13 protein-coding genes are annotated in these 12,391 nt (G+C 38.7%); 2 read left to right on the forward strand and 11 right to left on the reverse strand.

The features are described from left to right. The first annotated feature begins 164 nt into the window (after positions 1-164). A complete protein-coding gene (locus PP175_RS26230; RefSeq protein WP_272444061.1) occupies positions 165-383 on the forward strand; it encodes a helix-turn-helix domain-containing protein in 219 nt (72 codons plus the stop codon). A 26-nt stretch (positions 384-409) separates the two neighbouring features. Here the strand turns inward: PP175_RS26230 and PP175_RS26235 are convergent, their stop codons facing one another. The 3 genes from PP175_RS26235 to PP175_RS26245 all read right to left on the reverse strand — a co-directional run bounded on the left by PP175_RS26235 (position 410) and on the right by PP175_RS26245 (position 3,723). Continuing rightward, positions 410-682, reverse strand: coding sequence for a hypothetical protein (locus PP175_RS26235; protein ID WP_272444062.1), 273 nt, complete (start codon positions 680-682; stop codon positions 410-412). Between the two features lie 216 nt (positions 683-898). Beyond that, positions 899-1,141, reverse strand: a complete 243-nt coding sequence (locus PP175_RS26240) for a hypothetical protein (RefSeq protein ID WP_272444063.1) — start codon at positions 1,139-1,141, stop codon at positions 899-901. A gap of 38 nt (positions 1,142-1,179) precedes the next feature. Next, a complete protein-coding gene (locus PP175_RS26245) occupies positions 1,180-3,723 on the reverse strand; it encodes an AAA family ATPase (protein WP_272444064.1) in 2,544 nt (847 codons plus the stop codon). 199 nt (positions 3,724-3,922) lie between these two features. Between PP175_RS26245 and PP175_RS26250 the strand changes: the two genes are divergently transcribed. Then, positions 3,923-4,444 (forward strand): metalloprotease family protein, encoded by a 522-nt coding sequence (locus PP175_RS26250; protein WP_272444065.1) that lies wholly within the window; start codon positions 3,923-3,925, stop codon positions 4,442-4,444. Between the two features lie 41 nt (positions 4,445-4,485). Here PP175_RS26250 and PP175_RS26255 read toward each other — a convergent pair whose 3' ends face one another. The 8 genes from PP175_RS26255 to PP175_RS26290 all read right to left on the reverse strand — a co-directional run bounded on the left by PP175_RS26255 (position 4,486) and on the right by PP175_RS26290 (position 11,959). Beyond that, positions 4,486-5,238: a hypothetical protein gene (locus tag PP175_RS26255; RefSeq protein ID WP_272444066.1), complete on the reverse strand. Its 753-nt coding sequence runs from the start codon at positions 5,236-5,238 to the stop codon at positions 4,486-4,488. A 99-nt stretch (positions 5,239-5,337) separates the two neighbouring features. Further along, on the reverse strand, positions 5,338-5,661 hold the full coding sequence (locus PP175_RS26260; RefSeq protein ID WP_272444067.1) for a hypothetical protein: 324 nt from the start codon (positions 5,659-5,661) through the stop codon (positions 5,338-5,340). Positions 5,662-6,008: 347 nt separating this feature from the next. Further along, positions 6,009-7,181, reverse strand: a complete 1,173-nt coding sequence (locus tag PP175_RS26265) for an RNA-guided endonuclease InsQ/TnpB family protein (protein WP_272444068.1) — start codon at positions 7,179-7,181, stop codon at positions 6,009-6,011. Between the two features lie 106 nt (positions 7,182-7,287). Next, positions 7,288-9,219, reverse strand: coding sequence for an NAD(+) synthase (locus PP175_RS26270; RefSeq protein WP_272444250.1), 1,932 nt, complete (start codon positions 9,217-9,219; stop codon positions 7,288-7,290). 217 nt (positions 9,220-9,436) lie between these two features. Beyond that, complete coding sequence (locus tag PP175_RS26275) at positions 9,437-9,604, reverse strand: hypothetical protein (protein ID WP_272444069.1); 168 nt, start codon at positions 9,602-9,604, stop codon at positions 9,437-9,439. A 14-nt stretch (positions 9,605-9,618) separates the two neighbouring features. Next, on the reverse strand, positions 9,619-10,218 hold the full coding sequence (gene nadD, locus PP175_RS26280) for a nicotinate (nicotinamide) nucleotide adenylyltransferase (protein ID WP_272444070.1): 600 nt from the start codon (positions 10,216-10,218) through the stop codon (positions 9,619-9,621). A 14-nt stretch (positions 10,219-10,232) separates the two neighbouring features. Further along, entirely contained in the window at positions 10,233-10,523 is a 291-nt protein-coding gene (locus PP175_RS26285) for a hypothetical protein (protein WP_272444071.1), read from the reverse strand. Between the two features lie 47 nt (positions 10,524-10,570). Then, positions 10,571-11,959, reverse strand: a complete 1,389-nt coding sequence (locus PP175_RS26290; RefSeq protein WP_272444072.1) for a nicotinate phosphoribosyltransferase — start codon at positions 11,957-11,959, stop codon at positions 10,571-10,573. Positions 11,960-12,391: the final 432 nt, after the last annotated feature.

Below are 12,391 nucleotides of genomic sequence, written 5' to 3' on the forward strand. Positions count from 1 at the left end.
TGGTAGTTGCTCCAAATCCTATCTAAACTTAATTACTCAGAAAGAAAGTCCCGAAATTTGATTCGGGGCTTTTTTCGTGTGCCTAAATTCATTTCATAATCGGTTCAAATCCACTTTATAATAAAATAGTTAGATTTCTTTAGCCATAGGAGATGTTTTACTTCATGACTCTTCACGCTAACTTTCGTTTCATATTAAACCAACGAAATATCCATACACTAAATGAAGCTAAACATTGTAGTGAACTAAAGGGTATTGCCCCACATGTTATTGAGAAACTATGGAACGATGACCCCTCCCATCTAAAAATGAAAACCTTACTTCTGGTATCGAAAGCACTTGATATCAGTGTATTTGATTTGCTCTTTTACTCGGAGGATTAACGGTATAGTGAAGGCACTGCTCTTTTTTATAAAATGGCAAAGGAAAATCCTTCTCCAAAATACCCTACTTCGTATACATCATAGCCTAAAATATGTACCCCATAGTAACGATTAAGTCGTGGTATCAAATTTTCAATGGGAAGTTCATCGGATTTATCGCTCCCCATAACCTTTACGATATCCGTATCTTTTTCTTCTGAAAACCCTGATTGACAACGAATCAGTTCATTCGTTTCATCTTCTAGGATTTCTTCTATTACACATTCTAATTCCGTTGGCGTCAAAAACAACAATTTCATCTTCAAGCACTCCTTTTTTAGCATCCTTACAACCTGTCCAGTGGCGATAAGATTATTATATAGGAACATTTGTTCGTTTTCAATTGTTTTCTGCAGTCCCTTCATCCTACGTTATACGAAAATAGGCACACGTTTTTATGAGGATTTTCGCCTGTTGGATAAAACAAAAAAGAAAATCCCTATACAAGCAGATTCCCTTTTAGTCAAAAATATTCCTTACATTTTGGAACAGAACACCATGCCATCTTCTCTGATTTCATCAATTTTGACGGGTGTGGCTCGTTTATACATATTACCTGGTTCATCCTCTATACATTGCGTCAATTCCCCAACTTCGGGTTTTTCGAAGAAGTAAGCAACGGTTAAATTATGTGTACCCATTTTTACTGGACATTTCCATACCGTTCTCATTTTGGTTTCTCGATATTGGTCAGTTAATTTTCGTCTCAGTTTCTCCATTGTTTTATCTCCTTGGTAAGACTCCTTTATTTCAATCGTTAGGCAACTTGTTTCTCTTGCTTAATGGATTCATCCAAATGCGTGTAACGTTCTCTAGACTTATACGTTTTCACCGCATGCGCAATGGCTTCTACTTGTCCAATCACAACATTAAATAGCTCGGCTCTTGTATAGCCTGTATAAAAAAGATTGTTATCAAGCATCTGATAATTTTGTTTCATAATTGGCAGAATGACTGCCCTCCACTGGCTACCCTGTGATTTGTGGATAGTGAGGGCGAAAGCGTGGTCTAGTTCATCAAAATTGTCATCATAGAACACGTATTTGTTTTCGTAACGGACGATGATTCGGTTTATCTCGTCTCCGTTTTTGTCTTTCATTTTAATAATATCTTCAATGACCCCACATTCTCCATTGGTGATGCCAATCGTTTTGTCATCTTTGATGTAGTCTGCGAAATGTCCCTTTTCGTACCATTCCATATCGTAGTTATTTTTAATATGGATGACTTTATCACCCTTCTTAAAGAAGAGTTCCAGCATTTCAACGCCCTTTCTAGGGTCAATGGTGACCTGGAATTTCCGATTTAACACCTTTATGCCATCCGTATCGAGATTAAACGCCTGCTGAATCAAATAGTTTAGCATATAGGTTCCCATTAGACCTGTACGTTGTGGACACAATACTTGAACATCTTCAAACGTGTAACCATCGAATTTAAGGATATTCTCAATAGATTGGAGAATTGCTTTTTGTGCGCCTTCCGTTGTTTGTCGATTCACGACGTAAGCATCCTTTGTATCTTCACAGGTTTCAACGATTTCTCCATTAATGATTTTATTGGCATTACGGATGATTCCTGATTGTTTTCCTTGTCGCTTCACCACATTTAAGGTAATCACTTTTACGACACCGCTATGAATCAGGTCATGCAGGACGTTACCAGCCCCTACACTTGGAAGCTGTTTAGTATCTCCCATAAAGATAATTTTCGTTCCTCGTTGTATCGCATTCAGTAAATGTTTCGTAAGCGTGATGTCGAGCATAGAGCTTTCATCCACAACGATTACGTTCGCCTCTAACGGTTCATCTTCATTGAATGTAAAGCCCGTTTGTGGATTGTATCCTAATCCCCGATGTACGGTCACACATTCGATACCTGTCGCTTTTGTTGCCACTTTGCTTGCCTTCCCTGTCGGGGCGAACACCTTAACACACAATTTTGTTCCATTGTTTTTAAATTGAAGCTGAAGAATCTGCAGAATAATTTTCAACGTAAACGTTTTTCCGCAACCCGCACTTCCGTTGAGGATATGAAAACCGCCATCTTCCTTGGCGAATTCGAGAACCGCTTCTCGCTGTCTCTCTTCTAGCGTAATCTTCTTTTCTTTAAGAAAGGTATCCAGTTCGGTTTCTAAATCGATGGAACGTGTAAATTGTGAGGTATTGGCTAACAACCTTACTCGTTCGGCTACCCGCTGTTCATCTTCGTACAGATAGCGTAAATACACACGGTTGTCATCGTAAATAATTCTTCGTTGCATAGAAATTTCTTGCAACTGGTCACCAACATCTTCAATATCGAATGGAACCACCACATAACGAAGCATTTCTTTCTTCTTCGGGTTCTTCTCTCTTTTATACCTATCAAGTTGACCTCGCAAGTCATTATATAAAATGTTGTAGGTTAACTCGCCCATGCTGTAAACAAACTCATTTTTATCACGATATTGAGCGACCAATTGATTCATTTCTTGGGAAGTAAGGCGAATCGTAAGCAGGTCAATACATTTATCTATCAGTACATCAAGTGGAAGGAAACAATGACCTTCCGTACTTGCTTTTTGGAGAACATGCATGATTCCTTCCTGTACACGAAATTTACTTTTTGGATTAAACCCAATCTCACGAGCAATGCGGTCGCATTTTTCAAACCCGTAGCCACGGACTTCCAACGCAAGAAAATAAGGGTTCTCTTCGATTCGCATCACGATTTCCTCTTTGTATTGCTCATAGAGTTTTCTAGCCTGTTGCATGCTAAGTCCATATCCCAAAAGCGTCGATATGGTGTGTTGGGAATCCTTCATCTTATCCAATTGCTCTTTCCAGTTCATGACGGATTTCTTCCCAATTCCGACGATGCGATTTGCCACCTGAATAGGGTCTTCCATTAAGACCTCAATGCTTTTATCTCCAAACACCTCATAGATAGTTTCTGCTTTGGATTTAAGCCCTTTTAACGTCTGCAAGTAGGCAATGATACCTTTTTTGTTGATGGGACGTACATTTTTGATTTTATTTACATTGATTTGTTTTTCGCCCTTATACGTGACGATTGTTCCTTCTACTAAATACGTTTGTCCAACAACCAATTCTGAAACAAATGCACCCTTTATAAGCAACTCCTGTTCATTTTCATCCTCACAAGCATAAACACCAAACCCTGTTTCTTCCTTAAATAAAATTTGAAACGTTGGGATAACCGTTTTTACCAGTTTTTCGTTGTTTTTATATCCCTCTAAGACGTTGAGCCTTTTTTTCTCTTCCTGCATTTTTCTATCAAATTCAAAAAAATTGTCCATGCTATATCCCCCTCCTCACCTGTTTTCCGATTCAATATAATATATTTATTGTATCATAAAAGTTCATTTTTGTAAATTTTATTTTACCATTGTTTAGGAGGTTTCTTGCAGTGATAGGTCGCTTCTTATTCATCTATAATGTAAAAACAACATGGAACAGGTGTGGTTCAACTACTATTTGAAAGGGCGGTTGATGGTTATGGGGAAAGAATTCGCAATAAAATTGCTCGAAAAAATGATGGTTATGAAAACACTGTTTTTTCTGCTCTTTTATTTTTGTCTACATGTATCGCTTGACGTTTCTTTCATTTGGTCATTGGTCTTTGCGGTCATGTTAGAGGCAGTACTTCCCTATTTGCATGTATTGTGCCAAAAAGTTGCCTACCGTCTCCTTCGTTGGGATGCGTCTATTTCCATTGAGATGGGAAAACGAACGTGGTATGTAACGGATGCAAGTGAGTATGTATACACCAAGGTCGAAATGATGGTTATCTTGCTCTCTCCGCTGGTGGTGCTGATATTCCCTAGTGTCTACCTTTTTTGGCAACATGATATCTTATCAACGACGCTTTGTTCGTTAATCATCATGGTGACTGTTCTTGGTATGTTGGAGAATATTCACAATGCCATTAAAGTGCTGGCAGATAATGCGGATACGTATTATAAAATGAAAGATGGAAAGATGGTCAAATATGCGATAAAAAAAAGACAAGCCCTATAACATTAGGTAGCTTGTCTTCTTTTTTCCTTTTTTGAAGTGATTCAAACAAACCGTTTTTCAAATTCATGAAGGATGTAATCAAACCTAATTTTACGTTGGACATTTTTTATTCCATCAACCGTTTTCTTATCAGAAACCATTTGTTTCAATTCTTCGGCAGATATATACGTAATTTCTCTATCTTTTGATTTTTTTTGGTCATCAATGTACACGATGACTAGTTCGTTGCAAAATTTTTTATACTGTTTGACTTCTTTTGTTATGTCATAAATACTGGTTTTCATATCAATAATTTTATCCGCCTTTATGATGTCGGTTCCTCTTGAGTGGTATTTGGTTTTGTCATAAATCGGATTGATGACTAAATCAGGTCTGCTATTATTAGGTAGGATACAATCGGGAACAACGTATTCCTTATATATTTCTCGAAACGCTTTATAAACGATATTCTCCCATTGGTAAGACAAGGTATTTTTTATGTAATAGTGATGGGCTTGTTTGGCATGTTCCCATGCTTTATCTTTGTTTGAAACCAAAAGATATAAGCAGTAAAAAACAAAATGTGATTGGATATCGTTATAGCCAAACATGCTATCTCTTTGTCCTGATTTCTTGGACACTAAAAATACTTCATGATACCAAACATCTATTATGTCATTCCATTCTCTTACATCAAACTCTTGAAGTTCTTTTAGACTCTCTATTTCATTTAGGACATCCTGAACAAAAGGGAAATCTTTCGAAGTAAATTCCTCAACCAATTCATCTATTGTCGTTGTACGTTCGTCATTCAATTTATCACCCTTCTCAGCACATAGCTCTCACATTTGTAATCCAATAGCCCATTAAAAAAGACAAGACCCATTACATTAGGGAACTTGTCTTCTTCCTTTTTAGTCTTTTAAGTGCATATGCGTTCGCATGAAATCATTAAAGATTGAGAAAGCCTCTCCAAACTGTTTATAGTACGTTTGGTCTGCCTCTTCAGTAAGTTTGTCAGCAACACTAGTTTCTAATGTTAATCCTTTATCGTATAACCAAAGAAAGCCACGAATACAGTTATCTATCGCCAGGTCGATGTCATCACCCACTTCGATATCGCCTTCTTGCACACCTTTGTACTTAATTAATTCCAAATCCATGACTTGAAGTGTCACACGTTGCTCGGCATTGTCATGAGTCGTGGATTCTTCCAACTTCTTTCGTAATGTGTTCATCTCAAACACCTCATTTTTTGTTAGTTACTATTATCATAACGGCTTTTGTAGCAATTATCACCGAGAAAAATGGGATTTATTCAAGAAAACTCATGTTTAAGCTCAATAAATGCCTTTTTCTCCTCAATTAATTGTTCAACGTTAACGATTTGTTTGGTTGTTGGCATGTTTCTCATGAATCTCCCACCACTTAGCTTCGCTTGAAGTGTGGGTTTCTTCTCTTTCAAGTCAAGAAGTTACTAAAAGACCATTCGGTCTTTCGCTTTCACGAAGAAAGAGAATCTTCTCGTCTCTATAAGAAGCAACATCTTTCGATGGGTGGATTCGCACCTTCTACTACTCCCCAACTATGCGGGTCGTAGATACGTGGGAAGACCTTCTACTTCCCAAGGTTCAAAAGAACCTCGTAACGATTCACTCAATATATTTTTGGCTCCGTGAACATCTCGGTGAGACGTATACCCACAGTGACAACGATAATTTCGAGTAGACACTTTCTTTTTTCGTTTGCAAACAGGACATGTTTGACTGCTATAGGCTTCACTCACAAAGAAAACTTTAATTCCTTGAGTATTTCCCTTGTATTTCAAATAATCTTTGGTTTTGCCAAAACTCCAATTAGATAGCTTCTGATTGGTCTTTTTTCGTTTCTTTTTCTTGGTCTTTCGTTGTACCCCTTCAGGATTGCCGACATAGATATCGGAAATCTTTTGTTGGATACACCAATCCACAAACGATTTGGTCGTTTTGTGTAAAGCATCTCGCAATTGATGTTCGCTCTTGGAGATAATATACCGTTTTGCTCGTTGGTACTTTTTCCATTGGCGAGAACCTTTTTTACAATGACTTTGACGTTTTTGGAGTTCGCCTATTTTTTTATTACGTAAACGATGCAGACTTCGCATCTTACGACCTGAAACCAGAATGCTTTCTCCATTTTCACAAAACGAAGCGATGGTATGGATTTCTCCCATATCTACGGCACAAGAAAAACCTTTTTCATAAGGTTGTTCCTCTTGCCCATCTTCATAAGAAACAGATAAATAGAGTCCATTATCATAGCAAAGTTCGATTTCTTTGATATCACCTTTGGGAAGGTGTTTCGCATGTAAAACCAAGGGAGGAACACGTTTCCCGTGGAATACACCTAATGACAAGGAAATCGTTCCGTTTTCCGAAATGGAAAAAGCTTTATCCACCCATTTAGTATTGAAATGTTTTTTCTTTTTATAAGGATATCGAGCCGTTTTAATTCCTTTTTGAATGGCTTTGTAGGTACTATCCCTGGCATCCAAATATTTGTGAGCCACCGCTTGAATGCTCTGACTATGAAGACGATACTTCCCTTTAAGATGTTTTTGGATTTCTGATTTTTTTATCCATTTTTTGTAAGTAAAAAAATAGTTTTTTGCTTCCACAAGACAATCATTCCAAATATCAGCAGAAATACGGTTACACTCAAATAATTGCTGAATGGTTCTTGGAGAAGCAGAAAAATAAATCTTTTGCCCTCGATACATAGTGATGATTCACCTCCTTTTCTATGAATTTCTATTATTATACAAGAAAAAAAGAATAGCGATTCATCTCCCACCTATAGAGGAAGGTGACTTCTCGCTAATCATGTTAAATAGATTCCAACTCTTTTTTCCAGATTTCATAGGAAGCGTCACTTGGCATTCGCCAATCCCCTCTTGGTGATAAACAAATGGAACCGACTTTTACCCCGTCAGGCAGGCAAGAACGCTTGAATTGTTGTGTAAAGAATCGTTGATAGAACGTTTTCAAAACTGTCCACACCTCGATTTCATCGTGTTTGTTACCAAACGCTTCTCTTGTTAAGAAATAAATTTTGGATGGTCGATAACCAAAACGCAACATGTGGTACAAAAAGAAATCGTGTAGTTCATAGGAGCCAACTGTTTGCTCTGTTTTTTGAACAATCTTTCCGTCCTTATCTGGCGGAAGCAGTTCAGGACTTACAGGCGTATCAGAAATATCTTTTAAGGCAACCGCAATGGATTCACTCGTAGATGTATCTGCAACCCACTCCACTACATAACGAACTAAGGTTTTCGGAACACTAGCGTTTACCGCATACATACTCATATGGTCAGCATTATACGTACACCAACCTAATGCTAATTCGGACAAATCACCCGTTCCCACCACCAATCCATTTACTTGATTCGCAACATCCATCAATATTTGCGTTCGTTCTCTGGCTTGGCTGTTTTCATAGACAAGGTCATGGAGGTCTTTGTCCTGTCCAATATCCTCAAAATGCTGGTTGACTGCAGAACGAATCGGAATTTCTCTCCACGTAATCCCAAGCTCCTTCATAAGTGTCACAGCGTTTTGATAGGTTCTATCGGTGGTTCCAAAACCAGGCATGGTAATGCCCACGATGTTCGTTAATGGCAATTTCAACCGCTTAAAGGCTTCCACCATAACAAGTAGAGCTAATGTAGAGTCTAATCCACCTGATATGCCAATCACCGCTTTTTGGATACCCGTCTTGGCTAAACGTTGCATAAGCCCTGTCGATTGAATTTGAAAGATTTCCTTACAGCGTTCATCCCGCTCCTCTTTTTTAGAAGGAACAAACGGATAGGCATTGGTGTAGCGTTCCTGTTTCACGACATGGGTGTAGTCAAAGGAAAACCGCACCGTTTGATAATCACGCTTTTCGGTCTTGCCCATAAACGTGTTGAATTTCCGTCTATCATTTCTCAGACGCTCAATATCAATGTCCTGGTAGATAAAAGTAGATTCTTCGATAAAACGAATTTCCTTTAGGATAGAGCCATTCTCTGCAATCATGGAATGTCCTGAAAACACCACATCCGTAGTCGATTCTGTCTGCCCTGCAGAAACATAGAGGTAAGCCGACAGTGTTTTAGCCGATTGTATCCGCACCAAATCCCTTCGGTAATCTGCTTTTCCCACAATCTCATTACTAGCGGAAAGATTAGCGATGATATTAGCTCCATTCACTGCGTGATAAGAACTTGGTGGAATCGGCATCCATAAATCTTCACAAATCTCTACACCAATTACTGCTTTCGTCTTTCGTTCTTCGAAAAAAAGATTTTCATTGAAGGGAACCACTTGTTCGCAGAGTTCAATCATGTTGGAAATGCGATTATTAGATGATGCGAACCAACGCCTTTCATAAAATTCATTGTAGTTTGGAATAAAAGTCTTTGGCACAACCCCAAATATTTTTCCTTTATGAAAGACAACCGCAGTATTAAAGAGTTGATTATCCGCTTCTATCGGCATTCCTACCGCAATCATCATATCCATATTTTGTGTTTCTTCTAGTAAACGACCTAACGCTTGTTCCGACTCGTCTAGTAACAGCCGTTGATGAAACAAGTCTGCAGACGTATAACCAGGAATACTTAATTCAGGAAAAACCAACACTTTTACTTTTTCCTGTTCTGCACGCTTTATGATGTCATAAATCCGTTTGCTATTTTCAGTTGGGTTTGCCACTTCAAGAGTGGGTACGGCTACACCTGCTCGGATATAACCATGTTCAAATAAATCCATCATGCTACCACCTTTCTTTTTTAGTTCTATATAGAGAAGCCTGACTTTAAATAGCAGTCAGGGTCATATTTTACAGGTTTTTGTGTATAGGTGTATTCTACCTTTCGGCACTTCGTATATGTTCGACGCCATCTATGTTTGTCTACTCTTCCTTAATCTACGCACCATTTCTTCGGCTTGTCTAATTTCATCTTGATATACCATTTTGCATTACTATCTAGCTTAATATCCCGATTTCTGAACGCCGTTTATAGTAATTCGTATAATAGGGGTCTTCGTCATCCCTACGTTGTTTTTGGATAACTTGCTCTTGGTTTTTGATTATCTCCTCATTTTGTTTGGCGATTTTGTTTAATTCTTGGGCAATAATATCTTCTTTGCTCATTTGAATCCCTCCAATCATAGATATAAATGATTTTCTGTAATATAGGCATTCACCGATTCAGGAACCAGAAAGCGAACCCTCTTTCCTTCATGGATTCGATTTCGAACGATGGTGGAACTGCAAGTCGTTTTGACTTCCTCGTTCATCACCATAATGTTTGATTCATAACGGGTTAAGACTTCATTAGCATGAATAATCTCCTGAACCGTCCTATCCCCTCTTTCCATCACCAAAAGTTTAAAGGTAGCAAGGATTTCTTCATAATCGTTCCAATTGGGAAAGTCCAGTAAGTTATCGGCTCCCATCACAAACCAAATTTCATGTTGCGGATATTGCTGTTGGAGAAGTTTGAGGGTTTCAATCGTGGTTAAGCATGTGGCACTTTCTACTTCAACGGTAGAAACATCAAACCTATCATTTCCTACGCATGCCCTTCGCAACATTTCAACCCGATGAAGGGATGGGAGAAGCCCTTTCTTTACATAGCGGTCACCGACTGAAACAAAGAGAAGTTTATCGATTTCATAATCGTTGTCGATTTGTTCTGCCAATAAGAAATGAGCGGTTGTGGGAGGATTAAAAGAACCACCTAATGCGACGAGTACAGGTTTCAATCTTCTCCCCTCCCTTATTCCATATTCAATTCTTTTTTCAGTTTTTCGAGTTCCGCCATTTTCTTTGCTCGAATGACTTCTTCTTCTTTTTCTTTTAAGACTTTTTGGATTGCCTTAATTTTTTCAAGGAAGGCGACTGTATTTACTTCTTCAATTAAAAAGTACCGTTCGTTTTCTCGTTTTTCATGCTCTTTTACCAAGGATTCCATGTCCTCAAATACCTGATAAGCGGTATAAGGATACCCGTCATCTCGACCTGCAGGTGTACCAAAAGTATAAGTGGTGTAAGCTTTTAAATAATTCATTCTAAACGCTCCTCCTTTAACCAGGAGAGGGGTGGTATCCCTCCCACTTATTTGGTTGTATCGTATGGTTTTAAATCAGGATTGGTTGCAACGCCCCTACCGACTTTTGCTAGTGGATAGAAGGTGTCTTGTATTTTCACTTGCACAATATCGGCGGTATAATCATTGTTAGTGCCATTAGCCGAGGAGTTTTCAAGAAGGCTTGAACCTACCCCGTAAATATCGACTTCGGCATGTACTTCTTCAAAGCGTTTTATCTTCTCTGCATTGAATCCGCCTGTTACGACGATTTTGATATCTTCGCAAAAGGCTTTCGCCAGTGGTCTTGCGGTTTCAAGGTCAGTGTAGTTCATATCCGCAACCAGTTCTGTCCAGAAACCATCGATTTTGGTACGTAACAGGTGAACCAAACGAGGATTAACTCCGTTATCCAACTCTTTATTGAAAATCGGTTCAATGGATTTATCTCGCATGTTTCCGCCTGTATCTGGACGAACCCCAAACAATTTATATTTTTTAGCTTCTTGATATTCCCCTGCTTTGGTAAGCTCCCAATAGTGGTTCCACATTTGACGAATGACAGCAAAGCTATCGGCTACACAATCGTTGTGGAAGTCTACCAGGACAATACGTGGCGTTTCCACTGGCATGTATTTGGAGAACTGCATCATGGTTTCCGCTGTATTTCCCAAGAAAGAAGCAATCGTAGCGTGTGAGATGGTTCCACCCGCCTTACCTCCCCACCAATCTCCCTGCTCATTGGTAGAAATCGAAGCATCATGTGTTTCCCCATAATCCATTTCGTAGCGTTGTAAAGCAATCCAGTAAGCATAGCCATCTAAGCCCTGCATCTTGTAGTGGTCAAAACGTGCAGGGAAGAAGAGCACTTGCTTTCCCTTGGTTGCTTTGAGCACATTGTATACGTTTGTTGCAATCCGAGTGGGTACGGTTAATACACCAAGCATAGAAGTTTCCAAATGTCCGAAGTATCTGTATATACCTCTCACCTTCATGACGGGCTTGACATTTAACGGGTCACCATCAAAAGTAACGATGTCGCCATCTTCAACCGCTTCGATTTCTAACTGGTCAAAGGTATTGACAAAGGCTCCATTTTCGTCAAAGTAACCTGTACCGACTTTTAGAATCGCAAGAGCTTCATCAATCCCTGCTACTACCGAGAATGGCTTTCTGCGAGTGAAGAACTGCATTTCCACCACGATGTCTCCGTTTTGAACATCCACCACGGATACGACCCCGTTTAAATCGTTTGGTTTGTCACCGAATTTGTATCCTGTTTTGGAAAGCTCGGTAAGTACCCGAATGGTATTGTTGAAGTATTCATCCGCATACCAACCTCTCCGCATTTTATCTACAATTTCATCTGTCATTTTAAAGGTTTCAATTGGTAAACGTGTTCCATTGAACTTACTCATCGTTATTTTCCTCCTTTTATTTTGTGTTACTTATTATCAAAATGATATTAACTAAGGGTAAAAAAATATAACACTCTGGATAACCACACTTTCGACTTAAAAGATATTATCTTTTTGATACTATCATATTAATATTAAGTTATGCGATTGTCAAGTAAAATATTCCACTTACTGCTGGAAAGGTGTCGAATACCAAACGAGCGTATCTAGAAGGTTAGAAAAAAATTTAAAAAAACTTTTAGGATGAAAAAGGGTTCTTTCGCTTTTTTATAAATAAAAGAGAGATGGCTTTAAGCCACACATCTTATATTAGGAGGAAATAACTTTATGAAAGACCATCCATTGTTCGGAAAAAAGGTAATGATTTTAGGAAAAAGGCGTAAAGACCGAGGTAGGAACCATTGTAGGAGAAGGCAACAATGGGTATCTGAT

It is taken from the genome of Aneurinibacillus sp. Ricciae_BoGa-3 (assembly GCF_028421645.1).
GTDB lineage: Bacteria > Bacillota > Bacilli > Aneurinibacillales > Aneurinibacillaceae > Aneurinibacillus_B.

Bases quoted from the DNA above. Each gene is read 5' to 3' on its own strand.
- PP175_RS26245 (WP_272444064.1), bottom strand. From the start codon at position 3,723: ATGGACAATTTTTTTGAATTTGATAGAAAAATGCAGGAAGAGAAAAAA.
- PP175_RS26285 (WP_272444071.1), bottom strand. From the start codon at position 10,523: ATGAATTATTTAAAAGCTTACACCACTTATACTTTTGGTACACCTGCA.
- PP175_RS26240 (WP_272444063.1), bottom strand. From the start codon at position 1,141: ATGGAGAAACTGAGACGAAAATTAACTGACCAATATCGAGAAACCAAA.
- PP175_RS26250 (WP_272444065.1), top strand. From the start codon at position 3,923: ATGGGGAAAGAATTCGCAATAAAATTGCTCGAAAAAATGATGGTTATG.
- PP175_RS26230 (WP_272444061.1), top strand. From the start codon at position 165: ATGACTCTTCACGCTAACTTTCGTTTCATATTAAACCAACGAAATATC.
- PP175_RS26265 (WP_272444068.1), bottom strand. From the start codon at position 7,181: ATGTATCGAGGGCAAAAGATTTATTTTTCTGCTTCTCCAAGAACCATT.
- PP175_RS26235 (WP_272444062.1), bottom strand. From the start codon at position 682: ATGAAATTGTTGTTTTTGACGCCAACGGAATTAGAATGTGTAATAGAA.
- PP175_RS26275 (WP_272444069.1), bottom strand. From the start codon at position 9,604: ATGAGCAAAGAAGATATTATTGCCCAAGAATTAAACAAAATCGCCAAA.
- PP175_RS26290 (WP_272444072.1), bottom strand. From the start codon at position 11,959: ATGAGTAAGTTCAATGGAACACGTTTACCAATTGAAACCTTTAAAATG.
- PP175_RS26270 (WP_272444250.1), bottom strand. From the start codon at position 9,219: ATGGATTTATTTGAACATGGTTATATCCGAGCAGGTGTAGCCGTACCC.
- PP175_RS26260 (WP_272444067.1), bottom strand. From the start codon at position 5,661: ATGAACACATTACGAAAGAAGTTGGAAGAATCCACGACTCATGACAAT.